This is a genomic window from Anoxybacteroides tepidamans (assembly GCF_014201465.1).
Taxonomy (GTDB): domain Bacteria; phylum Bacillota; class Bacilli; order Bacillales; family Anoxybacillaceae; genus Anoxybacteroides; species Anoxybacteroides tepidamans.
In genome coordinates, this window is sequence record NZ_JACHEP010000001.1 from 234,958 (window position 1) to 257,887 (window position 22,930).

The following is a 22,930-nucleotide window of genomic DNA, read 5'->3' on the forward strand; positions in this document are numbered from 1 at the left end:
CATTTCTACGCTTATGGAATCGATTTCATTTTTTTCGTTGAACAACGATGGCTGCTCGCATAGGAACACGCGCACCGTATTCCCAGTCGGCAGAAAAGCCATTATTCAAGCATAACTTGATTTCATCCATACGCTTGAAGCAATTGCTGCTTGCTTTAGTATTCAGTAAAACATATTTTGCAAAATAAATCAAAGCGAAACAATTGAACATCAAGCTCTTTCCATCACGCTTGAATTGTGGTACAATTTATGACATAGTCCTCCTTGTAATTAGGGATTTGGTGTATGGCTCCTTCCTAATTATAAGGAGTTTTTTATTGGATCAACGATTTTTTCATTTCTCTACTCGACAAGTGTAAAACTTGTTTTATGCAACAACAGTCATCTCCATACTTTCTGCAAATTTAACTAATAATATAAAAATATCAAGTTAATTAAGGGTGTTGCAACAATCATGTTAGGAATTATATTTTTTTCAGCTTTTATGATTGTTTTACTTTCTATTTTTCTTTTGCGAAACCCAACTAATAAGAAGTTATATAAACTAGCATTAGGATACAATACAGCTTTTTCCTTGCTGTTTGTCACTTTATTTGTTTATTATGCAAATTCCGAAAACGTGGTAAATGCTGTGAAAAATCTAGCACAAAGAACAACTGATAAAAATAAAGCGAAAGAGAGAACTCTCTCATTAGGACAACTAAAAGAACCAGTCATGATGGTATCAGCTCTCATTGATGCCCCTCTTCTCTCACAACTTCCAGAACTACCAAGGGGGTGCGAGGTCACAAGTCTGGCTATGCTATTGAACCATGCGGGAATCAAGGCAGATAAGATGACGCTAGCGAAGCAAATAAAGAAAAACCCAACTCCTTATCGAGTATATAATGGAAAAATATTTTATGGACATCCAAATGAAGGGTTTGTTGGTGATATGTATACAAAAACAAAGCCAGGATACGGTGTCTATCATAAACCTATAAAAGAATTAGCCGAGATGTATTTGCCTAATCAAATCGTTGATTTAACTGGACAATCATTTGAGGAAATATATAAATATTTGTCAAAAGGTATCCCTGTTTGGGTGATTACCAACACAACTTTTCGTGTACTCCCTCCGTCTGAATTTGTTGAATGGCAAACCCCACAAGGTCCTATAAAAATAACATACCGAGAACACTCTGTATTAATCACTGGATACGATGACCAATACATTTATTTTAATGACCCATTGACAGGTACAAAAAATAAAAAAGCACCTAAGTCTGAATTTATAAACGCTTGGATCCAAATGGGCAAACAAGCTATTACCTATAACCGTAATTAATCTGGTAGTAGCTTGTTTTTTATTTCATATCTTCCATTAACAATAAGTATTTCTTTTAATTTATTTTGTATAACTTTTTTCTCCATAAATTTTGCACATTTATTTTTTATGATGATGTTACTATGACTTACATCACAAGTTTATGGAGGGAAAGCGATGAAGAAATTATTGTTAGGAACTGTTTTGGCAGGAGTTGTTGCGATTGGTGCAGCTTGCTCAAATAATTCTTCGATGCAAGGACACGACATGTCCAACATGAATACAAAAAAAGAAAATACTTCCAACGAATCGAGTAAGCAGCAATTGCCTTTAGCAACCGATACAGAAGTGTTATCTGGGAAAGAGATTAACCTTACTGCGAAGGAAGCATTATTACAAATCAACGATCAAGTCAAACTCCCGGTATACACGTATAATGGATCTGTACCCGGTGCGCAAATTCGCGTGAAGCAAGGGGATAAGGTGAAAATTGTTTTAAAAAATGAATTGCCAGAACCGGTTACGATTCACTGGCACGGCTATCCTGTTCCAAATAACCAAGATGGAGTACCGGGTGTCACGATGGACGCCATTAAACCGGGTGAAACGTTTACGTATGAATTTACAGCAACCGTGCCGGGAACGTATTGGTATCATTCTCATCAAAAAAGCGCAGAGCAAGTGGACAAAGGACTGTACGGAACATTAATCGTAGAACCGAAAAATGAAGAAAAAGTCGATCGAGATTACACGCTTGTATTAGATGAATGGATGAGCAATCCGAATGCGGAAAACGGAAACAATATGAATATGAGCGGAAATATGGATATGAGCGGCATGGATCATAGCAATATGAATATGAGTAATAATAATGGAAATAGCTCTAATAATCAACAAATGGACATGAATAGCATGGGGCATAACATGAATATGTACGATATTTTCACGATTAACGGAAAAAGCGGAACGTCTATCAAACCGTTAAAAGTGAAAAAAGGCGAAAAAGTGCGACTTCGTCTTGTCAATGCAGGATATATGTCCCACAAGCTTCATTTGCATGGACATGAGTTTAAAATTGTCGCAACAGACGGACAGCCATTAAAAGATCCGCAACCAATCAAAGATGAACTGTTGAATATCGCTCCGGGCGAGCGCTACGACATTGAGTTTATCGCCAATAACCCGGGTGAATGGTTACTAGAATGTCACGGGAATATGAAAGGTACCGATGGCATGAAAGTAAAAATTCAATACGAAGGACAAGCAAGCAACACGGACAAAGCGAACGCAAAAGAAAACCTCCCTGTGGTAGATATTACAAAATACGGAAAATATGAGACAGGTCCATTTACGTTAGACCAAAAATATGATGTAGAGTACACAATGGATTTAGGAACAGCTATGGGCAAAAATGGTATGATTTTCACGATTAATGGTAAAACGTATCCTGACACAGCGCCGATCAATGTGAAGACAGGAGATTTAGTAAAAGTCAGAATTGTGAACAATTCACCAAAAGATGTACATCCGATGCATTTACACGGACATTTCTTCCAAGTATTAAGCAAAAACGGTAAGCCAGTCACAGGCTCTCCATTGATTAAGGATTCGTTAAATGTAAACCCTGGTGAAGAATATGTCGTCGCCTTTAAAGCGGATAATCCGGGAAATTGGATGTTCCATTGCCATGACTTGCATCATGCTTCAGCGGGAATGGTCACAGAAGTAAAATATACCGATTACAAATCGGACTATACCCCAGATCCGAATGACACAACGAATAAAGGGGAATAACGATCTATCGTAGTAAGTAAAAGAGGCTGAGTTCAAAAGGTTAACAACCTTTTGAGACAGCCTCTTATTTTTTTGGTTTTTATTTCCAGTTTATTATTTTTTAGTTAGAAAAAAATAATAAAGAATTTAAATCATTGGAGGGATTATATATGACGACAGTTATTAATTCATCAGTTCAACAATTTCAAACGTGTATTGATGCTTGCAACCAATGTATGCAAGCTTGTGAAGAATGTCTGACTTCATGTTTAAAAGCAGCTGACGTACAGGCTAGAACACATTGTATCAACATTTTAAGGGATTGTGCAGATATTTGTGCCATGGCGGCTCAATGGATGTCTCGCGGAAGCATGTATGCAAAACAGTTTTGCCAACTTTGCGCCACAATTTGCGATGCTTGTGCCGCTGAATGTGCAAAATTCCAAGATACACACTGTCAGGAATGTGCCAATTTATGCCGTCAGTGTGCTGAAGAATGCCGTAAAATGTCATCATAAATACTATTTGAGGGTGTCTGAAAAGTAGTCACTTTTCAGACACCCTCTTTATGTTACTTCACATCATATCCTTGCTCTTCAATCGCTTCTTTCAGTTTTTCTACGCTTACTTTTGTTTCATCATAATCCACATCAACCGTACCTTCTTGCAAATGCACCTCTACACGGCTGACGCCATCTAACGTTTGAAGTGCATTTGTCACCGCCGCTTTGCAATGTCCGCATGTCATTCCTTGTACTTGTAATGTAATCGTCATCATTCATTCCTCCTTAAATGTTTATATTTTCACGCGTTTCAAACGAAGCGCGTTTGTCACAACCGATACAGAGCTAAATGCCATCGCTGCCCCAGCGATCCATGGTTCCAATAATCCGAGAGCGGCTACAGGAATGCCAACCGAATTATAGAACAAAGCCCAGAACAGATTTTGCCGAATGTTTTTCATTGTTTTACGGCTTAACTCAATTGCTTTCGGGATATGCGCTAAATCGCCGCCGACCAAGGTAACATCCGCCGTTTCGATCGCGACATCCGCTCCTGTGCCAATCGCCATCCCAATATCGGCTTTCGCCAACGCTGGAGCGTCATTAATTCCATCACCGACCATCGCGACTCGTTTCCCTTGTTTTTGCAATTCCTCGACGATGTTCGCTTTGTCTTCCGGAAGCACCTCTGCATAGACATGATCAATGTGCACTTGGTTTGCGATCGCTTCTGCTGTCCGTTTATTGTCTCCCGTTACCATGTACACTTCGATACCCATTTGTTTTAATGTTTGAATTGCTTCTTTGGAGCTTTCTTTTACTGTATCCGCGACAGCAATGATGCCGGCAAGCTGTCCATCGATGGCAACGAGCATCACTGTTTTCCCTTGTTTTTCAAGCTCTACCATTTTATCTTCATGCACAGAAATCGCTACAGAGCGTTCCTTCATCAATTTTCGCGTCCCAATAAGGATGCTTTTTCCGTCAATGACAGCTTCAATTCCGTGGCCGGTAATGGCGGAGAAGTGCTCCAATGGCTTCATCGAAATCGCTTGTTTCTTCCCGTATTCAACAATCGCATGAGCCAACGGATGTTCCGAAGCGCTCTCGGCCGAAACAGCATAGTCAAGCATGTTTTCTTGGAATTGTAACACATCTGTCACTTCTGGTTTTCCTTTTGTCACTGTTCCTGTTTTATCGAGTAATACGGCATTGATTTTATGCGTTCCCTCTAGGTACTCACCTCCTTTAAAGAGAATTCCCTGTTCTGCCCCTTTGCCTGTACCGACCATAATCGATGTCGGCGTGGCAAGACCGAGCGCACAAGGACACGCAATGACGAGAACGGCGATAGCCACCTCAAGCGCTTTTGCCAAATCACCCGGCGCAACAAAGAAGTACCATATAATGAATGCAACGACAGCAATTCCGACAACAATCGGTACGAAAATACCAGAAATGACATCCGCCATCCGCTGAATCGGAGCTTTCGAACCTTGCGCCTCTTCGACGATTTTAATGATATTGGCGAGTGCTGTATCTTTCCCTACTTTTTCTGCGCGAATGGTCAGTACCCCATTTGTATTAATGGTTGCCCCGATCACATAGTCGCCTTCCTTCTTATCAACCGGAATCGATTCACCGGTAATCATCGATTCGTCTACGGAAGATGCTCCGGCAATGACAGTACCGTCTACCGGGATTTTTTCTCCTGGCTTGACAAGGATCGTATCGCCGATCACCACTTCCTCGAGCGGAACTTTTATTTCTTCCCCATTACGGATGACAGTAGCTTCTTTTGCCTGCAGGCTCAACAGCTTAGAGATAGCTTCTGTTGTTCGCCCTTTTGCAAGAGTTTCAAAGTATTTTCCGACAAGCACAAGCGTAATCAAGACGGCACTCGTTTCAAAATATAATCTTGGCATATATTCAGGATTCCCAAGCGTCCGAAAAGCTTCATACAAGCTGTAAAAGTACGCGGCTGATGTTCCAAGCGCCACTAGGACGTCCATGTTCGCGCTCTTATTTCGTAACGCCCGGTACGCCCCGACATAGAAAGGACCGCCGATGTAGAACTGAACCGGTGTAGCTAAAAGAAGCTGGAACCACGGATTCATCAAGAGATGCGGCATCGGCAAGCCGATATCAAACGGCATATGGGCAATCATCGTATAAAGCAGCGGCAACGATAAGATGATAGAAATGGCGAGTTGCCGTTGTTTTTGTTTAAGCCGCTCTTCTTTCCGGCCAGCATCGTCTTGTTCCTCGTTTCGAATTTGCCCTTTGTACCCAAGCTTTTTGATTTTCTCTAAAATGTCTTCGACAGATGTAACGCCTTCCTTGTATTCGACAACCGCACTGTTTGTCGCCAAGTTTACAGCAGCGCTTGTAACACCTTCCATCCGATTTAACCCTTTTTCAATCCGTGTCGCACATGCCGCACATGTCATACCTTCAATATCAAGCGTCACCTTTTCTGTCGCAACGCCATACCCCAAATTCTCAATTTTTGTTTCGATATCGGCGATCACTTGCTTTGATGGATCATATTTAATCGTTGCTTTTTCCATTGCCAAATTGACATTGGCTTCTACTCCATCCATCTTATTTAATACTTTCTCAATCCGATTGGCACACGCGGCACATGTCATGCCGGTCACTCTAAGTGTCACATGCTTTTGTTCACTCATAATGCTTCCCACTCCTCTCACTTTGAGAACTGTTTAATGACATCCATTAATTCGCGAATAGATTCTTCACCGCTTTCTTCGCGGATCGCTTTCGACACACAATGGCTGACATGACGTTCTAACAAGCTTAATCCTACTTTATTTAACGCGGCCGTGATCGCTGAAATTTGCACTAAAATATCAATACAATAACGATTGTCCTCCACCATTTTTTGCACACCGCGCACTTGTCCTTCAATGCGCTTCAAGCGCTTAATAATGCTTTCGATTTCCTGTTCCGTTCGTGGAACCATTTTTTTATCCATATTATGATCTTCATAATGGTTCATCAAACATCACTCCTTGAATTACATTATACCGGTAATGGGTATAAAGCGCAACTAGGATGTCTCACAAATCATGTTCGCCAACAATCCATAATAAACACTGAGTAGGGAAAATCCCATTTTCCACAAAAAATTCACAATTTTATTTTACAGTATCGTTATCAATATTGAAGAGAGAGGACCGATCAATATGAACGATATCAATGTATTTCTAGCTTTCGGAGCGGGATTGCTGTCTTTTATATCCCCTTGTTGTTTACCGCTATATCCAGCTTTTTTATCTTACATTACTGGAGTATCCGTTGATGAAATAAAGAAAGAGAATGGAATGCTTCAAAAACGCGCAATACTTCATACATTCTTTTTCTTGCTCGGTTTTTCCGTCATCTTCATCGCTATTGGTTTTGGTACTTCTGTAATAGGAAAACTATTCGTTGATTACCAAGATTTAATCAGACAAATTAGCGCCTTGTTCATTATCTTTTTTGGTCTCGTCATTTTAGGTGTATTTTCACCTTCCTTTATGATGAAAGATAAACGGTTAGTTTTCCGCAACAAGCCTTCCGGTTATTTTGGCTCTATTTTAATTGGCATAGGATTCGCAGCGGGCTGGACTCCCTGCACAGGTCCAATTCTTGTATCAGTGATCGCGTTAGCAGCTACCAAACCGAGTGCAGCTATGTTATATATGTTCGCATATGTATTAGGGTTTGCTGTACCTTTCTTCATCATGTCATTTTTTATCAGCAAGTTGAATTGGATAAAAAGATATAACGCTGTCATCGTCAAAGTCGGCGGAGTTCTTATGATTATCATGGGAATTATGCTGTTTTTTGATTGGATGACAAAGATCATTATCTTTTTTACAGGTTTGTTTGGTGGGTTCACAGGTTTTTAATATACTCCCGAAATCCCCTTGAGTGAATAGTAACAATTTTTGTTATTATCCACTCAGGAGGGATCGTTATTTAGTTTTTATTGAATATTCGAGATCATGCGATCCATCGTTTCATAAGACATAGGACCTATATATTTATCTCTAATAACCCCATTTTTATCGATGATATACGAAGTGGGGATCGTTATTGCACCGTATAGATTGCCAATTTCCCCTTGCTCATCAAGCACAACTTTAAATGTCACTCCCTTATTTTTCACAAAATCGTTCACCGCGTCAGGACCTCGTTCGCTATTCGTTAAGTTGACTGCCAAAATTTCTACATTGTTATTTTTATTGTTTTCGTAGAACTTTTGCATTTCTGGCATTTCAGCTCTGCAAGGCGGACACCAAGTAGCCCAAAAATTCAATATCACCGTTTTTCCACGCAAATCAGACAATTTTATTTTATCCCCTGTAATTGAAAGTAATTCAAAATCCGGGGCAACTTCTCCTTTATTCGTGCCGATTTTTTCCGAATCCAATGAAGTAGACACGGCCGGCTTTGGTTTGATCTTTCCTGCTTCCTGTTGATTGTTAAAAATAGAAGCTACAGCAATACTTACCATCATCACACCTAAAGCGAGTTGATTGATTGCATTTCTCCGTCCTTTATTCCCTTCCTCAAGAACCGCTTCTCTTTCTCGCCTCTCTAACCAATATGAAATACATATAAAAACGATAACGAGAGAGCCGTACAACCACACTTCTTTTGATATGATTCCTGTATTTACAAAATATTTTTTATACAGGGCTAGTTCGAATTGGATGAGATGGAACCATATAAGAAGTTGCAATAAAGTTTTTTGAATTTTGACTCGTGATGCTACTATAAAAAAACAAATCGCTACTATTGCTTGCAAAATGATGAAATAATTTTCGGAATTTTCCATTACCCGGATCGATGCAAAAGTACTAAAATAGCCAAAATATACTGGAACCATTGCCCGCGTATAAGAAGCCACAGGAATATTCTGCTTTTTTACGTATAACCAAGTATAGATGGTGATAAAAACAATCGCCATACTAATGCCAACATATCCCCCGTTAAAATAAAGGATTGTCATCGGATTTTGTAAAACTGAATTCGGATGTAAAACGACATAACTAAATTTCCAAATGAGTACACCGTTAATAAAACTGTTCAAAATTAAATCCATGATGTTTCGTTCTATTTTTAATATCTTAATACCGTAATAAAACATGACATAGCTAATCAGTAAGCCGCTTATGAGCAAAAGATTTTCACCTTGGACTACAATATTGCCGAATTGCAATACGCATCCCTCCAAAATTTTATGTAGTTGGCTTATTATAAAGAAAAAATATGAATTTATTATGGAGATAAAAAGACACGAGTGTTGATTATCCACTATTTTACTAAAAAACACAGAATCATATGGCTGAACACAAGCTTTTCTGCCTCTTCCCTCGAACAAGAACGCCGGCGGGCAAATGTCATTTGCCCGCAAAGCGTTCATTGTTCGAGGAGGGCATGCGTACAGCATGCCCAGTCGGCAAGCTAGCTTAGCCGACTACGGCAGAAAAGCTAGGAATAGGGTGATGTCAACTTGTTTTTATTGGTTAATCAACACGCATGATAAAAAGAAGTTGTTGACAATGCAATCAACAACTTCCTTCATCTATGAAATGAAAAAAGGGGGGAGCAATAGTAAATCGCATCTCCTGTATAATATAACGACTACAATTTTTTGGATAGCTGTTCAAATTCGTCTAAAGAAATCTCTCCTTTGGCTAATCGTATTTTCAAGATTTCCATCGGAGAGAGTTCTTCTTTACGATCATTGATAAAACGATATAAGAGATAAAAACCAACGGCGATTAATACAACCCAAAATAACATGATCCCAACCATCATGAAAGAACCGCCAAACATTCCCATTGAGTTTCCCTCCTTTTCCTAACTTTAAAACCAATAAGTGATCGTATCTAATATACCAAGTAAAACCATCACGATTCCGGCTGCTTTTTGAACAATCCCCCCTACCTGCCTTCCTTTTTTCATCAGAGTGCCGCTAAATCCTAAGTACCAAAGGATGAAGATAAAGAAAATAACAGGTACAGAAGTTCCAACGGCAAAGATGCTCGGTAATAGCACCCCATAAGACGTTGAATAGACGAGAGGCATGAGAGTGACAAAAAACAGTACAAACATCGTTGGACAAAAAGCTAATGAAAAGCCAAATCCCATGAAAAACGAACCGATTTTTCCTTTTTGCCATCTCTCAGGCACTTTGAACAAGGTAACGTTCCAATACATTTTAAAAAGCCCTAACAAATATAAGCCTACAAGAATGAGAATGGGACCAACGAGCTTTCTTAACCACGGAAAATACAATGTTAGCGTACTTTGAATCTCTTTCCCCATGAGCCAGACAATCAGGCCTAAACCGGAAAAAGCAACGATTTTACCGAAAATAAATAAAAGCAACTCTTTCCAAGCCATTCCTTTTTGCAAAGACTGATTACTGTATAACGTGATCGCTCCTAAATTACCAGTGAGTTGACACGGAGCCATCGCTCCCACGATGCCAAGAAGAAAGGCTGACAAAATAGGAATCGCTGTCATGCTATTTGCCATATTAAGAAACGGTTGACTTAGAAGGTTACTGATTTGACTCAAGAACGAATACACCCTTCTTCTCACCTTCTTCTTTATCTGATGTTTATATTGTAGCAGTGAATTTTGCAGAAATTGTGGAGCGATATATTTTTCAGTAAGCAAAAAGACATGCACCCGCATGTCTTTTTATATTTTCCCTTTCGATGCTAGTTTTGTCCAGCTTGCACCGTTATTTTTTGTCATGAAAATATCCCCGTTCATCGTCGCAATCACTATTTCGTTGTCATTTGCTGGATTAGAAGTGATATACATGATATGATCTTTTTCATCCAATGCAGGAACGGAAAGAACTTCTTCTTGTTTTGTGTCTAGTGATTGTTTGATTAGGATAGGCTTATCGTTCTCTACAGCTGCAAATACAATGGATTTTTCTTGGAACGCAAACGTCGTCGTATTGATTTTTCGAGTGAACCGTTCAAACGTATTCCCATTATCTCTTGAAACAAAAATTCCTTCCGATGTACTAATTCCAACCATATTTTCATCCGTTGGGTGGGCAGCAATCGTTCCCGCTGCAGTTTGCGGCAAGCCGTTCAATTGACTTGGCGACCACGTTTTGCCGTCGTCCTTACTGTAAAATACCCCTTGTCCGAGCGTTTTGTTTTCTTCTTGGTTCACAACATAAATGGTATGGCTTTTATAGCCAACGGTCATATAATGAAAATCAGATTCTTTATAAAATCCTAAATTCATCAATGTTTGTCCATTATCAAAACTTTTCACGAGACCAAGTGGATTTCCTAAAGATGAACCTTCTTCCGGATGCCCTGATGAATAAAAGCCGTCGTCTGTAGCTGAAAAGCCCATATAATCGTGTTTATTCGAAATCGTTTCATACCACTTATTATTTTGGTAAACGAATAAACCTTCATGTGTCGCAAAGTAAACCGCATTTTGGTTGCCTGCATAACCAATTCCATGTAAATGCTCGATCTTTCCTTCTTTCTTTTCTTTGAAAAAAGAATTATTGGTAACAGATACATTCGATTTTGCTTGTTCTTTGCTCGTAATAAAGGCTTGTTCTTTTTCGTTGGATGATGAACAAGCGCTTAGAAGAAGAATGGATGATGTAATGATGATTGCTTTCGTCATTTTTGTCATGGTCGACTCTCCTTTGTATAATGTAGATTTCGCACATTTTATAACAGATATTTGCAGAATGTATGGAATTGCAAACCCCTTTTTCATTCGTTTAAGCCTTTTTTCGAGTGATTTTCTTCCAAGTAAATATAAATAAAAAAACAGATAGAAGTGTCGATATCACTTTCCCTTGCCATGTCCAATTCATCACTTGATAAACCGAATATGCCTCTAACAGCAATGCTGGCAGCTTTCCAAGCGAGCTGGCAATGATAAAGATCAGTAAGGAGGTGTGTCCGATCGCTGCCACAAACGTCACAAGTCCTGACGGAACAAAAGGAAGAAGACGCAAAGACAAAACAAGAGAAAAGGCTTCTACCCCTTCTGCCTCAAGCAAACGTTTGACTTTCGGATAGGAAAACCATTTCGTTTCCGAAAGTTTACGAAAACCTTTTCGATACAACATGAACGAAACAATCGCCCCAACAGCTTCCCCTACAAACGATAAAAAGGTGCCTTTCCAAAAGCCAAATACCACCAAGTTAGCTGCAGTGAGAAATACGCTCGGTACAACGCCTAAAATACTGATCACAATATTGATCGCAATACTAATGAGATAAGCAACGCTTTCATATGTATGAAACAATGTAATGAGCTTCTCTTCCATTTCTTTTTACCTTATCCCCCCCATTTATATCCTACACCCCAAACGGTTTGCAGAAATTGATCGATCGGAAAACCAGCTTGGCGGAGCTTTTCGCGAATATTTTTCACATGCGAATCGACGGTCCGCTCTTCCGTATTAGCGTTATATCCCCATAATGTCACGATCAATTGCTCTCGGCTAAATACCCTGTTTGGATTTTTGAGAAAAAGTCCTAAAATGGCAAACTCTTTTGGCGTGAGAAAAATATCGTGCCCAGCATATTGGACTTTATGTTGCGCCTCATCCCAAACTAAGCCGTTAAACTCCAGTTTCGCTTGTTTTCCTACAGACCGGCGCAATACCGCCTCAATCCGAGCGAGCAGCTCAGATTCGTCAAACGGTTTTGTAATATAATCATCTGCTCCGATTTTCAACCCTTGGACAACATCTGTCGTTTCCCCTCTTGCTGTTACCATAATAATTGGGACATTCGAAAACTCTCTTATTTGTTTGCACGTTTCCCATCCGTCCATCTCTGGCATCATCACATCAAGCAAAACGAGGTCCGCTTTATTATTTTCCAAATAGCGGATCGCCGCTACTCCTGACTCGCATTTAACACAATGATATCCTTTCGGTGCAAGATACAGCTCTAATAAATCCAACATTCGTTTTTCGTCATCAACCAATAAAACCGTGTACACCTTCATCAACCCCTCGGCAATGTAATGATCATGTTTGTCCCTTTTCCGAATTGGCTCGTTGCATAAATCGAACCGCCGTGCGCTTCGACAATTTCTTTCACAATCGCCAAGCCTAATCCCGTCCCTCCGCCTGTTCGCGATCGTGATTTATCCACCCTGTAAAATCGTTCAAAAATATGCGGCAAATCTGCTTCAGGAATTCCTATTCCTTCGTCGTAAATCATGATCATCACGTTCTTTTTTTCGATTCTTACATCAATGGCAACGGTAGAACCTTGATGAGAATATTTTAACGCATTGTCCAAAAGATTCATCATCACTTGCTCAAAACGCTGTTGGTCGATATGGACGGTAATGTTTTCATCGCAGTGGTAGACAAGAGACATATTTTTCGTCTGAAAAGCAGGATACATTTTCTCGTATACTTTTTTCAAAAAAAGGCACAGTGAAGTTGGCTCTTTCTGGATTTGAAACGAATGTTGATCCATTTTCGCGAGCTCAAACAAGTCTTTCACTAATTTTTGCATATGCTCTGCTTCTTCATAAATAATGGACAAATATTTTGCTCTTTCTTCCTCCTCGATAGTTGGCCTTCTCGCGATGTCTGCATATCCTTTAACGTACGTGAGCGGAGTGCGGAGCTCATGAGAAATACTGGCGAGAAATTCATTTCTTTCTTTTTTTAAGTATTCTAAATCCCTTGCCAACGTTTGAATCGCTTTGCCTAACTGTGCCAACTCATCTTCTCCTTTTACTTGCAGGCGGACAGAAAAGTCCCCCTTACTTAATTTTTCGGTCGCTTGTTTCATCCGAATGAGCGGAATCGTAATGACTCTTGATAAAAAAGCAATCGTCATAATCGTCAAAAAGACGGAAAGAATGCCAACGACTAGAAAATGGTGTTTTAGCTTATCAATCATGTTTTGAATGGAAGCCGTGCGTTGAAACATATACACATATCCTTTGCTCTTCCCGTCAATCCGAATCGGGCTGGCGGTGGCGATATACGACTCCTTTTTCCAGTTTTTTTGCACGACCATCCCGCTATGAGGAATGTCGCGGACATCGGCATACGGAATGATTTTTTTCGCAAACGGCAAAATGTGATCGGAAAAATACAAAATATTCCCTTTCGCATCTGTAATGACAACATCCGTTTCCGCTTCAGACTCCATCATGACGACATGTTCTAACGTGGAAGGGTGATAGTTTTTTTCCAATATATCACGGTGATTGTTCCCTCTTGCCAACAGTTGCTCAAATTCTTCATTAATTCTAACGTTAACAAGTGTCACATATAACGACGCAAATAAAACCGTTTCGATTCCTAGCACAAAGACAAAAAATAATAGCCCTAACTTAAACGAAATTTTTCGCACGTTTGTCCCTTCCTTAATAAGAGCTCTTTATTCCTCTATAATAATAACAAACAAATGCGTAAAAAAGAATTGTTGTTTATCTTTTATTGCCGCTATAAACCGTTTTAAATTTTTGTTTATTACCCATCGATAGACTGACTCCATAAGAGATCGATACTTCTTCGCCTCAAAAAATTCAACTTCTGATTGAAACCATCCTTTAATTTAGATTATTTTTTATTTTACAGGATAAATTTGCAGAATTGATGGATTTCAATAAATTGTAACAGTTGAGAGCTATTTATTAATGGCATCAGTATCATCGTATCGTAAATGTAAACAGCAGGTTGAGGTAAGCCTGCTGTTCTTTCCTTATGTATTTACTGAAATTTATGCATAAAAAAGAGGCTGGCTCAAAAGGTCGCCTGCCCTTAAACGGAACACAACATATAGATTTAGGTATTCTTCTTAATGCGCCGCACGTCCTTTTCCCGTTGCCGGAACAATTTCGAGCTTTTCGTCAATAATTCCTTGCGTTTGATAAGGGATGGAGCGGAATGTGCCAGATAAAAATGCATGGTTATACGGTCCCTCTGTTGGCTCAACAGTAAAAGTTGGTTTTAAACGAGCTAAAAATTCATATACATCCGTCGTTAATGCTCCATTCTCTAGCCATATTAAAGGTGCGTGCTTTCCTAGATGAGAAAATGGTGCAGCTGCAATCGCTAATTCAGGGGTTTTCGTTGAAATAAATGATACGCCATGCCCCGGATTATTTAGCCCCCAGCCAAATTTTGTTTTTTCATCTTTATAAGTAGCAAAAGAAACGGATTGCTGCACCGGTGTATCGCCCGCGATTCGGACAACGGTGCCAAATGATGTTAATTCGTTTTCCACTTTTTTAGAGATGACTGATTCGGGACCTAAAAGGTATATATTTGCTTTTCCTTTTCTTTGCTGTAACGCCTCTTTCGTTGGCTGTGGAATGTCATTTCCCGTAACATACAACAACGGTTCTTCCATGTGGGCAATCCAATTGGCAGCTATAAGAGTGTACAATTTTGCCTTATCTTCCAAAGAACCAATCATCACGCTTTGCGGAGTCTTCCCGGCAATGTCGCTGTAAAATCGGTCAATTTCTTTCGCAAACGCAGCCGGATCTGTTTCACTAATTTGTTTCAGCTTAAAATTCTTTAATTTATTTAGTTCGCTTTTCTCGAGATTTCCCATCACCATAATTTGCGTACCGTCAGCTGTGCCTAAAGGCTGAAGGCGGTTTATTTCCTTTAAGACGGCATCCGGTATTTTTTGATCTTTTGTAAATAAAACAGGGCCGTTGTTCGGATGATGAATTAAGTCTACACTTGCCAATGCGATTTGCCAGCTTTCAACAGGTACTAAAATAATTCCGCCGGGCTGGTTTTCTTTATGAGTGGCAGGCCAAACCGTTTGTGAAACCATGACGGATAACTCAATAGGATCATCTGTGTTGATACGGGTAACGTTTTTCGTCGCTGTTACGATCATGTTTTGGCTTGCTAAACGGTTGAATGAGTTTGGCGGCTTCGCGAACTCCATTTCATTTGTTTTGTTACCTTTGTCTTTATCATTGGCGGACATATCCATATTCGCACCATCCATTTTTTTTACCCCTTGATTCATTTGATTATGGTCATTGTTTTGATTGTTACATCCGGTAACAATCAAGACAGGTAGCATAGCTACTAGGGCTCCCCTACGTAATTTACTGATCATATGTAATCCTCCCTGAAAGAATCTTTTCTTTATTGTATTTATCCCCATTTGTTATTACTTTTAAACTTTTCCCAAATTCCAAAAAAAAAAAAAGCCTAATGAAAGGCTTTTTATCAAAAAATAATGTGATTTTCACTTTATTTTATTTACACTCATTGATGCAGGATATCAATCTTTTTTCAATATCCTCGGCTAAGTGTTCCAATTGTTCATTATTCATCATGCTGATCAACATGGTTGGTTTTGGCATCCCAATTTTTGTCGTTTCATTTTCTTTATACACCACGATTTTGCATGGCAAAAAATAACCTGCCAATAAATTTTCAGAAAGTACACGCGCTGCCTCTTGAGGATTGCATACTTCCAAAATCACAAACGGTGTTTGAAAATCGAACCCTTTTTCTTGAAGCTTTTCCGTGACGCTAAATTTCCACAAAACTCCGAATCCTTCCCTTTTTAAACTCTCCTCCAATACTTCCATCGTTTCATTCATTTCCCTTTGTACTTCAACCGTATAATGAAACACTTTCATCACCCACCTTTCTCCAACATATTTTTGCATGTTATTCCACTTAGTTGTATGTAAAACTTAATAATAATATAACATAAAAGCCAAGTGTGTACTAAAAGCGAGCACTTTTAGTACACACTTCTCACCACTCATTTACTTTTTAATTGTTCCTTTAATTGTTCATTGTCTGCCTGTAATTGTGTAATCTGATCCTGTAATTTCTTGATGGAATGATGATCAGAAGAATGATGATCATGATGTTTATGATGCTTATGTCCTCTCATACAAAATAGCATCATTAAAGGACATAGTAACAATATTAACAGATTAGCCCAATTCATTCAGTCTCTCTCTCCTCTTCCGCTTAGTTTACCTTTTATGAAAAAACCACTATGTCATCTTTTAATCCTGGACAACTACTTTCCCGCGATACATCCCCATTTGACATTGAAACGAATATTCTCCGCTTTCTTTTGGCAGAAATTCAACCGTCACCTTTTCCCCAACAGGGAGAACCGCACTTTTATTGAATTCAGGAAATACAACCATTTCCGAACAAGAGTTTTCCTCTTTTCGAATAAATTGAAACTTCACCGGCTTTCCTTTTTTTACTACAACAATATGTGGAGTATAGCCACCTTTGACAATTATTTCTGCTTCTTGATATCCAGATGGGGTGAAGGTAGCTTTGTATCCGCCCTTTTTAGGCCCCCAGAAAAACCAAGCAACGAAAACAATAAGGAGCAGCCCACTCACATTAACGATCATTTGAGTCATATCCATCAATCATACCTCCTTTGGTTTAAAACGTTTCAGGCGATTGGCGTTTGCTACAACGGTAACAGAGCTAAACGCCATTGCCGCTGCGGCTACAAGCGGAGACAATAATGAACCGGTCAATGGATAGAGCACGCCAAGAGCGATTGGGATGCCTAGTGCATTATAAATGAACGCACCAATTAAATTTTGATATACATTTCTCATCGTTGTCCGACTAATTTGAATCGCTTGCACTACCGATTTTAAACTTCCTTTAACAAGGGTAATATCACTCGCTTCAATCGCTACATCTGTACCGGTTCCAATTGCCATTCCGATATCTGCCTGCGTAAGTGCCGGAGCATCATTGATCCCGTCTCCCACCATCGCTACTTTTTTTCCATCTGCTTGCAGTTTCCGAACAATTTCTGCTTTATTCTGCGGGAGCACATCGGAGATGACATTGGTAATCCCTACCTTTTTCGCGATTGCACGCGCCGTTCGTTCGTTATCGCCCGTAACCATGATTACCTCTAATCCGATGTTTTTCATTGCTGTAATTGCCTCTAAAGAATCTTGTTTCACCGTATCCGCTACAGAGATGACTCCTTCCGGTTTTCCATCAACCGCCAAAAACATTGGTGTTTTTCCTTCGTCCGCCAATCTTTCAGCATGTTGTATATAAACTTCTGTTGCAATGTTGCCTTTCTTCATGAGTTTCAAGTTTCCGAATAGAACATGGCGATCATCAATCCATCCTTGCACCCCATGCCCCGGTATAGCTTCAAAGTTTTTGGTTTTTCCTAGCAATATATTTTTCTCTTTAGCTGCTTCAAGTATTGCACCTGCTAACGGATGTTCCGATCCTTGTTCAAGCGTTGCCGCTAAATAAATTAATTCTTCTTCTTTGAGTGAACCAACAGCGATCACATCGGTTAATGAAGGTTTTCCCATGGTGATCGTCCCCGTCTTATCTAAAACGATGGTCGTTAATTTCTGGGCGATTTGTAGCGCTTCGCCGGAACGGATGAGAATCCCGTTTTCCGCTCCTTTGCCTATCCCGGTTGTTAAAGACATAGGAGTGGCCATTCCTAATGCACAAGGACAGGCAATAATGAGCGTCGTCACTAAAACAATTAGAGCATACATACTTGAAGGTGAAGGACCGAAATTAAACCAAATTAAGTACCCAATGATAGATAAAATGATTACACTCGGAGTAAAAATCGCAGAAACTTTATCAACAATTCGTTGGACAGGGATACGGGAACCTTGAGCTTGCTTCACCATGTTGATGATATTAGATAATGCGGTATCATCCGGCGACTTTGTCACCTGAAATGTGAAGCTCCCTGTTTTATTCATCGTGCCGCCAAATACTTCGTCACCTTGAACTTTCTGTACAGGCAATGATTCGCCGGTCAACATCGATTCATCAACAGCTGAACTTCCGTCAAGAATGATTCCGTCCACCGGTATCTTTTCACCGGGACGTACAACAACGAGATCCCCGATCTGAATTTGCGATACAGGAATTTCTGTTTCCACTCCGTCTTTTAACACCCGAGCCGTCTTAGGTTGTAAACCAATGAGTCTTTTAATTGCTTCAGATGATTTGCCCTTCGCTTTTTCTTCCATCGCCATTCCTAATACGACTAACGCAGTGACAACCGTTGAAACATCGTAATACACTTCCGCCATCGATGGATCTGGAAATAAGTCCGGCCAAAGCAAGGCGACAACCGAATAAATCCATGCCGCACTGATCCCGATGGCAATCAGTGTATGCATATTGGCTGAACGTTGTTTTAATCCTTCCCATGCCCCAATGAAAAACTGGCTTCCGCTATAAATCATCACAATTAAGGCTACTACTGCCATGAGCAGTCTGCTAAACCAGAGTTGACTGCTTCCCATAGGCAACAAATTTCTTATGATTGGAAAAAAATCTGGATAAGATACCAATATAACAGGAACTGACAATATTCCGGCAAACCACCATTTTTTCATTAGTTCTCGATACAATTGTTCATCATTTTCGTGTTTTTCTCTCTCTTCTGTTTGATGTGAGGTATCCGAGTGTATCGAGCTAGAACTGAAAGTGTTGGATTCGTGATGGCATGAATGTTTCTTTTGATGGTGAGCGTGATGATGACCATGGTCATGATGATGGTGGTCATGATGATGATTTTTGTTATGGGTGCTAGAAATATGTTTATTTCCCTCCATAATTTCCCCTCCGTGAAAAAATTGTATATTTTTTCTTTATTTATATAATCATGTTAAAAATAAAACATGGAGATTCTATGGAGAAATTCAGAAAATTAAGTGACACCTGAATCCGTGATGAATGCATTTTAACTATATAGGTTGCAATAAAGAATTTCCGCAAGACTGTTTCCAAATTTGGTTTGCAATAAAGTGATTCATCTTGCATGTTCACAAAAAATTAGGATGTAAAACAAAATTTCAATTTATATACTTCATTATAACCCTAATTTGCCTATGCAAATCAAGGGACGAAAAATGCACCATCTCATTCCGTAAGCAAAATAAACATAAAAACGAAACAAGTAGTTGCCACAATTGAAACAGGTAAAGGAGCGCACGGAGTTGTCACAAGTCCGAATCAAAAATATGTTTTCGTCACCAATATGTTTGACAACACGGTGAGTGTCATTGATAAAGAGCAAAGCAAAGTAATCAAAACGATTCAAGTAGGTGAAATTCCGAACGGGATCAGCATCATGCCATAAATAAAAAGCAGCAGGTTGAATTTTTCAGCCTGCTGCTCTTCTTTTCTATTTACGGAATGATGAAAAAAACAAGGGGATTTTCTTCTGATTTTCATTTTTATTGTGGCAGCATCCCTTTAGTCTTTTTTATTTTTCTCTTTTTCTCGGGCTCAGTACAGCAATATCACGAGTGTTGATTATCCATTATTTTACTAAAAAACATAGAATCCTCTGGTTGAACACAAGCTTTTCTGCCTCTTCCCTCGAACAAGAACGCCGGCAGGCAAATGTCATTTGCCCGCAAAGCGTTCCTTGTTCGAGGAGGGCATGCGCACAGCATGCCCAGTTGGCAAGCGGAGCTTAGCCAACTGCGGCAGAAAAGCTAGGAATAGAGCGCTATCAATTGGTTTTTAATGGTTAATCAACACGCCTGCAGCAATATAAACATTGCCATCCTGAATATGGATAATAAAATTAACCAAATAATTAAAAATTTTTATAAAAATAGTTATTTTTGATCTGGCAATATGTTATCATCATATTGCGAAAGGTGGTGATTCCAATAAAAGCAAAAGAAGTATTAGAATTGCTTCAAATATCAAGACCTACTTTAACAAAATACGTTAAAGAAGGGGTAATCAAAGTAAATATTCTACCTAATGGTAGATATGATTATGATAAAGATAGTGTGTATAAGTTGTTCAACAAAGGGGTAGAAAGAAAAACTTATATATATGCGAGAGTTTCTACACCAAAACAGAAAGCTGATTTAGAAAATCAAATTCAGATGCTAAAACAATTTTGTTTTGCAAATGGGTATTCTGTGTCAAAAGTATTTTCAGATGTAGCAAGTGGCATCAGTTTTGAAAAGAGAAAAGACTTTTTCAAATTACTTGACGATGTCATGGCAGGAAAAGTAGAAAGGGTTGTCATTACTTATAAAGACAGATTAAGCAGAGTAGGGTTTGAATTATTTTCTCATCTGTTTAAGAAATATCATTGTGAAATTGTAGTCATGAGCGAAGAAGGATCTCCAAAGCTAGACAGCGAAGAAGTGTTTGAAGAAATCGTTCATTTCTTGCATGGTTATTCGATGAGATTATACTCTAAAAGAAAAGGACAAAAAATAAAAAAGATATTAGAAGAAAAGGAGGTGAATGGCGAAGATGGAAGTTAATCGTGTTGAAAGGCATATCATTTGTCCTACTCATCCTTATTATCACATGTTAGACGAATATTGCTTCCAATCAAAGAATTTGTACAACTTTGCAAACTATCAAGTCAGGCAAACTTTTTTTCAAAATGGCACATACCTTTCTTACAATAAGCTAGACAAACTGCTCAAAACGGAAGGAATGGACGCAGACTATCGGGCGATGCCGCTTGCTCAATGTGCACAACAAACGTTAAGAATGTTGCATCAAAACTGGAAATCGTTTTTTAAAGCAATGAAAGATTGGAGTAAAAACAAAGAAAAATATACAGGCAGACCGAAGCCGCCGAAATATTTAAAAAAAGACGGACGATATGTGCTTGTGCTAACAAACCAATCATGCAAAATAAAAGATGATGACATTGTGTTCCCCGAATGTTTTCAAGGTTTTCGGCTAAAGACAGCGATAAAAGGAAAGTTACAACAAGTCAGATTCATTCCCAAACACCGCCATATCGTCATCGAAGTCGTTTATAAAATAAGTATTCCAAAACAAAAACAAGATCATGGTAAATATTTGAGTATTGATTTAGGATTAGATAACTTCGCAACCATTGTCAACAATGTAGACGCCCAACCCGTCGCCATCAATGGTAAAGGTCTAAAATCCGTCAATCAATACTACAACAAACAAATAAGCCATTATCGCAAAGTGGCGAAACAGATGAATCGCTTAGATTGGACAAAACGAATGAGTAGATGGACAGAAAAACGAAACCATATCGTTGAAAACTTTATGCACCAAGCAAGTCGCTTTGTCATCAAATATGCGTTGTCTTTGGACTGTTATACGATTGTTGTTGGGATGAATAAAGATTGGAAACGTGAAGTAAATCTTGGAAAGCGCACGAATCAATCGTTCGTCCACATTCCGTATCAAACGTTTATTCATCAATTGAGGTACAAAGCAGAACAGCATGGTATTCGTGTCATCGTCACGGAAGAAAGCTATACATCCAAATGTAGTTTTTTAGACATGGAAGAAATCAAGAAACAAAAACAGTACAAAGGAAAGCGCATCAAACGAGGATTGTTTCAATCCGCAAACGGAACGCTCATCAACGCAGATGTCAATGGGGCATACAACATCATGAGAAAAGTATTCCCAAAGGCGTTTGCCAATGGGATAGAGGGTGTGGGGTTACACCCAATCAGAGTACATGTAGCTTAATCTACATGGACTGATAAACAATTTTATTAAAATCTTTGTCGTTATTTTATGATTTTAATAAAATTGATAACCTAAGCGTCAAATATATCTAACGGTCTTGGCGGCGGTCCTCCTACATTGATGCCGTATTCATCATATTACCTGCGGTTGAAGTGGGGGGCTTCTCGGCTAGAATGATAAAATATCCAAACAAAAGAGCCTCCGAATGGTCGGACATCTATGGTTGGAACGACCCGAAGCTACGCTTAGAAGAGACGAAAAGTCGCTTTCATCATAGTGAGAAGTTCTCACTTCAAGCGTTCGCTAAGTCGCAAGTAATTCACGATATCTTGTGTTAATCTTTATTACGTAATGCGAGTTTTACTGCAAAATAGACAACCAATCCAATGACAAGCAAATTAAGGAACCAGCCGAGAATTCCAAAGCCCATCATCCCCCAACCACTCATCATACCACCCATCATGATCATCACCTCTCAAATTATTTAAACATTGCTCATCGTTATTCCTTTAGGTTCCATGTATTCAACGTTTTACTTAGCACTGCACCATTTATGCCACGGCATGGATAATACATTTCTAGCTCGATTTCAAATAAATTAGGTTAATATTTTCTTCATAGGAGCATCTGACCGAAATTGAAAGTACCTTCGCCAACACCATTACGATTTGCAAATACTTCAATTTCTATTCCTAATACTAACGTAACAACAAAGATCCTATTTACAATTTTTTCGCCATCCCCTTCCTTACTATGATTTTAGAATAAAGAAAAAGTATGGAGAAAGTGTTGATAAAAATCCACAAATTTTTGTCGTGG

Annotated in this window: 22 protein-coding genes and 1 pseudogene; 7 read left to right on the forward strand and 16 right to left on the reverse strand. The window is 39.2% G+C overall.

Features of this window, described 5'->3' with window-relative positions:
- Positions 1–454 precede the first annotated feature (454 nt).
- The 3 genes from HNQ34_RS01205 to HNQ34_RS01215 all read left to right on the forward strand — a co-directional run bounded on the left by HNQ34_RS01205 (position 455) and on the right by HNQ34_RS01215 (position 3,597).
- Positions 455–1,327 (forward strand): C39 family peptidase, encoded by an 873-nt coding sequence (locus HNQ34_RS01205; protein ID WP_183250940.1) that lies wholly within the window; start codon positions 455–457, stop codon positions 1,325–1,327.
- A gap of 156 nt (positions 1,328–1,483) precedes the next feature.
- Positions 1,484–3,100 (forward strand): multicopper oxidase family protein, encoded by a 1,617-nt coding sequence (locus tag HNQ34_RS01210; RefSeq protein ID WP_183250941.1) that lies wholly within the window; start codon positions 1,484–1,486, stop codon positions 3,098–3,100.
- Between the two features lie 149 nt (positions 3,101–3,249).
- Positions 3,250–3,597 carry a four-helix bundle copper-binding protein gene (locus HNQ34_RS01215; protein WP_183250942.1) on the forward strand — a complete coding sequence of 116 codons (348 nt, stop codon included), beginning with the start codon at positions 3,250–3,252 and terminating at the stop codon, positions 3,595–3,597.
- A 53-nt stretch (positions 3,598–3,650) separates the two neighbouring features.
- Here HNQ34_RS01215 and copZ read toward each other — a convergent pair whose 3' ends face one another.
- The 3 genes from copZ to HNQ34_RS01230 are packed head-to-tail and all read right to left on the reverse strand — an operon-like array spanning position 3,651 to position 6,601.
- Positions 3,651–3,854 carry a copper chaperone CopZ gene (copZ, locus tag HNQ34_RS01220; protein WP_035019187.1) on the reverse strand — a complete coding sequence of 68 codons (204 nt, stop codon included), beginning with the start codon at positions 3,852–3,854 and terminating at the stop codon, positions 3,651–3,653.
- Between the two features lie 21 nt (positions 3,855–3,875).
- A complete protein-coding gene (locus HNQ34_RS01225; protein ID WP_183250943.1) occupies positions 3,876–6,272 on the reverse strand; it encodes a heavy metal translocating P-type ATPase in 2,397 nt (798 codons plus the stop codon).
- A gap of 17 nt (positions 6,273–6,289) precedes the next feature.
- Positions 6,290–6,601: a metal-sensing transcriptional repressor gene (locus HNQ34_RS01230; RefSeq protein ID WP_183250944.1), complete on the reverse strand. Its 312-nt coding sequence runs from the start codon at positions 6,599–6,601 to the stop codon at positions 6,290–6,292.
- A gap of 187 nt (positions 6,602–6,788) precedes the next feature.
- Between HNQ34_RS01230 and HNQ34_RS01235 the strand changes: the two genes are divergently transcribed.
- Positions 6,789–7,496 carry a cytochrome c biogenesis protein CcdA gene (locus tag HNQ34_RS01235; protein ID WP_043968497.1) on the forward strand — a complete coding sequence of 236 codons (708 nt, stop codon included), beginning with the start codon at positions 6,789–6,791 and terminating at the stop codon, positions 7,494–7,496.
- 77 nt (positions 7,497–7,573) lie between these two features.
- On the opposite strand, the gene HNQ34_RS01240 is transcribed toward HNQ34_RS01235, so the two are convergent.
- From HNQ34_RS01240 to HNQ34_RS01295, 12 genes are all read right to left on the reverse strand, one after another.
- On the reverse strand, positions 7,574–9,016 hold the full coding sequence (locus HNQ34_RS01240) for a TlpA disulfide reductase family protein (protein ID WP_246363645.1): 1,443 nt from the start codon (positions 9,014–9,016) through the stop codon (positions 7,574–7,576).
- Positions 9,017–9,237: 221 nt separating this feature from the next.
- Positions 9,238–9,438, reverse strand: coding sequence for an SHOCT domain-containing protein (locus tag HNQ34_RS01245; RefSeq protein ID WP_183250945.1), 201 nt, complete (start codon positions 9,436–9,438; stop codon positions 9,238–9,240).
- Between the two features lie 24 nt (positions 9,439–9,462).
- Positions 9,463–10,191 carry an urease accessory protein UreH domain-containing protein gene (locus tag HNQ34_RS01250; protein WP_183250946.1) on the reverse strand — a complete coding sequence of 243 codons (729 nt, stop codon included), beginning with the start codon at positions 10,189–10,191 and terminating at the stop codon, positions 9,463–9,465.
- 114 nt (positions 10,192–10,305) lie between these two features.
- Positions 10,306–11,280, reverse strand: a complete 975-nt coding sequence (locus tag HNQ34_RS01255) for a F510_1955 family glycosylhydrolase (RefSeq protein ID WP_183250947.1) — start codon at positions 11,278–11,280, stop codon at positions 10,306–10,308.
- Positions 11,281–11,371: 91 nt separating this feature from the next.
- Positions 11,372–11,926 carry a TVP38/TMEM64 family protein gene (locus tag HNQ34_RS01260; RefSeq protein ID WP_183250948.1) on the reverse strand — a complete coding sequence of 185 codons (555 nt, stop codon included), beginning with the start codon at positions 11,924–11,926 and terminating at the stop codon, positions 11,372–11,374.
- Between the two features lie 11 nt (positions 11,927–11,937).
- Positions 11,938–12,609 carry a response regulator transcription factor gene (locus HNQ34_RS01265; protein ID WP_183250949.1) on the reverse strand — a complete coding sequence of 224 codons (672 nt, stop codon included), beginning with the start codon at positions 12,607–12,609 and terminating at the stop codon, positions 11,938–11,940.
- Between the two features lie 5 nt (positions 12,610–12,614).
- Positions 12,615–13,988, reverse strand: a complete 1,374-nt coding sequence (locus tag HNQ34_RS01270; protein ID WP_183250950.1) for a sensor histidine kinase — start codon at positions 13,986–13,988, stop codon at positions 12,615–12,617.
- 447 nt (positions 13,989–14,435) lie between these two features.
- Positions 14,436–15,719: a cell wall-binding repeat-containing protein gene (locus tag HNQ34_RS01275; RefSeq protein ID WP_409978345.1), complete on the reverse strand. Its 1,284-nt coding sequence runs from the start codon at positions 15,717–15,719 to the stop codon at positions 14,436–14,438.
- 145 nt (positions 15,720–15,864) lie between these two features.
- A complete protein-coding gene (locus HNQ34_RS01280) occupies positions 15,865–16,248 on the reverse strand; it encodes a DUF302 domain-containing protein (protein WP_183251302.1) in 384 nt (127 codons plus the stop codon).
- A 134-nt stretch (positions 16,249–16,382) separates the two neighbouring features.
- Positions 16,383–16,574, reverse strand: coding sequence for a DUF2933 domain-containing protein (locus HNQ34_RS01285; RefSeq protein ID WP_183250951.1), 192 nt, complete (start codon positions 16,572–16,574; stop codon positions 16,383–16,385).
- 61 nt (positions 16,575–16,635) lie between these two features.
- The gene (locus HNQ34_RS01290) at positions 16,636–17,016 is read right to left on the reverse strand and encodes a cupredoxin domain-containing protein (RefSeq protein ID WP_183250952.1); all 381 of its coding nucleotides are present in this window, start codon (positions 17,014–17,016) and stop codon (positions 16,636–16,638) included.
- A gap of 3 nt (positions 17,017–17,019) precedes the next feature.
- Positions 17,020–18,873 carry a copper-translocating P-type ATPase gene (locus HNQ34_RS01295; protein ID WP_183250953.1) on the reverse strand — a complete coding sequence of 618 codons (1,854 nt, stop codon included), beginning with the start codon at positions 18,871–18,873 and terminating at the stop codon, positions 17,020–17,022.
- A gap of 617 nt (positions 18,874–19,490) precedes the next feature.
- Between HNQ34_RS01295 and HNQ34_RS17765 the strand changes: the two are divergent.
- From HNQ34_RS17765 to HNQ34_RS01310, 3 genes and pseudogenes are all read left to right on the forward strand, one after another.
- Positions 19,491–19,748: pseudogene (locus tag HNQ34_RS17765) on the forward strand (YncE family protein); the annotation flags it as partial.
- A gap of 541 nt (positions 19,749–20,289) precedes the next feature.
- A complete protein-coding gene (locus tag HNQ34_RS01305) occupies positions 20,290–20,904 on the forward strand; it encodes an IS607 family transposase (protein ID WP_183251304.1) in 615 nt (204 codons plus the stop codon).
- Positions 20,894–22,111, forward strand: coding sequence for an RNA-guided endonuclease InsQ/TnpB family protein (locus HNQ34_RS01310; protein WP_183250954.1), 1,218 nt, complete (start codon positions 20,894–20,896; stop codon positions 22,109–22,111). Before HNQ34_RS01305 ends, HNQ34_RS01310 begins: the two co-directional genes overlap by 11 nt.
- A gap of 334 nt (positions 22,112–22,445) precedes the next feature.
- On the opposite strand, the gene HNQ34_RS17680 is transcribed toward HNQ34_RS01310, so the two are convergent.
- Positions 22,446–22,574: a hypothetical protein gene (locus HNQ34_RS17680; RefSeq protein ID WP_281375848.1), complete on the reverse strand. Its 129-nt coding sequence runs from the start codon at positions 22,572–22,574 to the stop codon at positions 22,446–22,448.
- Positions 22,575–22,930: the final 356 nt, after the last annotated feature.

Excerpts from the sequence above, each read along its gene's own strand:
- HNQ34_RS01295 (WP_183250953.1), bottom strand. The coding sequence starts at position 18,873 with ATGGCAGTAGTAGCCTTAATTGTGATGATTTATAGCGGAAGCCAGTTT.
- copZ (WP_035019187.1), bottom strand. The coding sequence starts at position 3,854 with ATGACGATTACATTACAAGTACAAGGAATGACATGCGGACATTGCAAA.
- HNQ34_RS01240 (WP_246363645.1), bottom strand. The coding sequence starts at position 9,016 with ATGAACGCTTTGCGGGCAAATGACATTTGCCCGCCGGCGTTCTTGTTC.
- HNQ34_RS01210 (WP_183250941.1), top strand. The coding sequence starts at position 1,484 with ATGAAGAAATTATTGTTAGGAACTGTTTTGGCAGGAGTTGTTGCGATT.
- HNQ34_RS01245 (WP_183250945.1), bottom strand. The coding sequence starts at position 9,438 with ATGGGAATGTTTGGCGGTTCTTTCATGATGGTTGGGATCATGTTATTT.
- HNQ34_RS01260 (WP_183250948.1), bottom strand. The coding sequence starts at position 11,926 with ATGGAAGAGAAGCTCATTACATTGTTTCATACATATGAAAGCGTTGCT.
- HNQ34_RS01310 (WP_183250954.1), top strand. The coding sequence starts at position 20,894 with ATGGAAGTTAATCGTGTTGAAAGGCATATCATTTGTCCTACTCATCCT.
- HNQ34_RS01215 (WP_183250942.1), top strand. The coding sequence starts at position 3,250 with ATGACGACAGTTATTAATTCATCAGTTCAACAATTTCAAACGTGTATT.
- HNQ34_RS01230 (WP_183250944.1), bottom strand. The coding sequence starts at position 6,601 with ATGAACCATTATGAAGATCATAATATGGATAAAAAAATGGTTCCACGA.
- HNQ34_RS01225 (WP_183250943.1), bottom strand. The coding sequence starts at position 6,272 with ATGAGTGAACAAAAGCATGTGACACTTAGAGTGACCGGCATGACATGT.
- HNQ34_RS17680 (WP_281375848.1), bottom strand. The coding sequence starts at position 22,574 with ATGATGGGTGGTATGATGAGTGGTTGGGGGATGATGGGCTTTGGAATT.
- HNQ34_RS01235 (WP_043968497.1), top strand. The coding sequence starts at position 6,789 with ATGAACGATATCAATGTATTTCTAGCTTTCGGAGCGGGATTGCTGTCT.
- HNQ34_RS01290 (WP_183250952.1), bottom strand. The coding sequence starts at position 17,016 with ATGGATATGACTCAAATGATCGTTAATGTGAGTGGGCTGCTCCTTATT.
- HNQ34_RS01285 (WP_183250951.1), bottom strand. The coding sequence starts at position 16,574 with ATGAATTGGGCTAATCTGTTAATATTGTTACTATGTCCTTTAATGATG.
- HNQ34_RS01255 (WP_183250947.1), bottom strand. The coding sequence starts at position 11,280 with ATGACAAAAATGACGAAAGCAATCATCATTACATCATCCATTCTTCTT.
- HNQ34_RS01205 (WP_183250940.1), top strand. The coding sequence starts at position 455 with ATGTTAGGAATTATATTTTTTTCAGCTTTTATGATTGTTTTACTTTCT.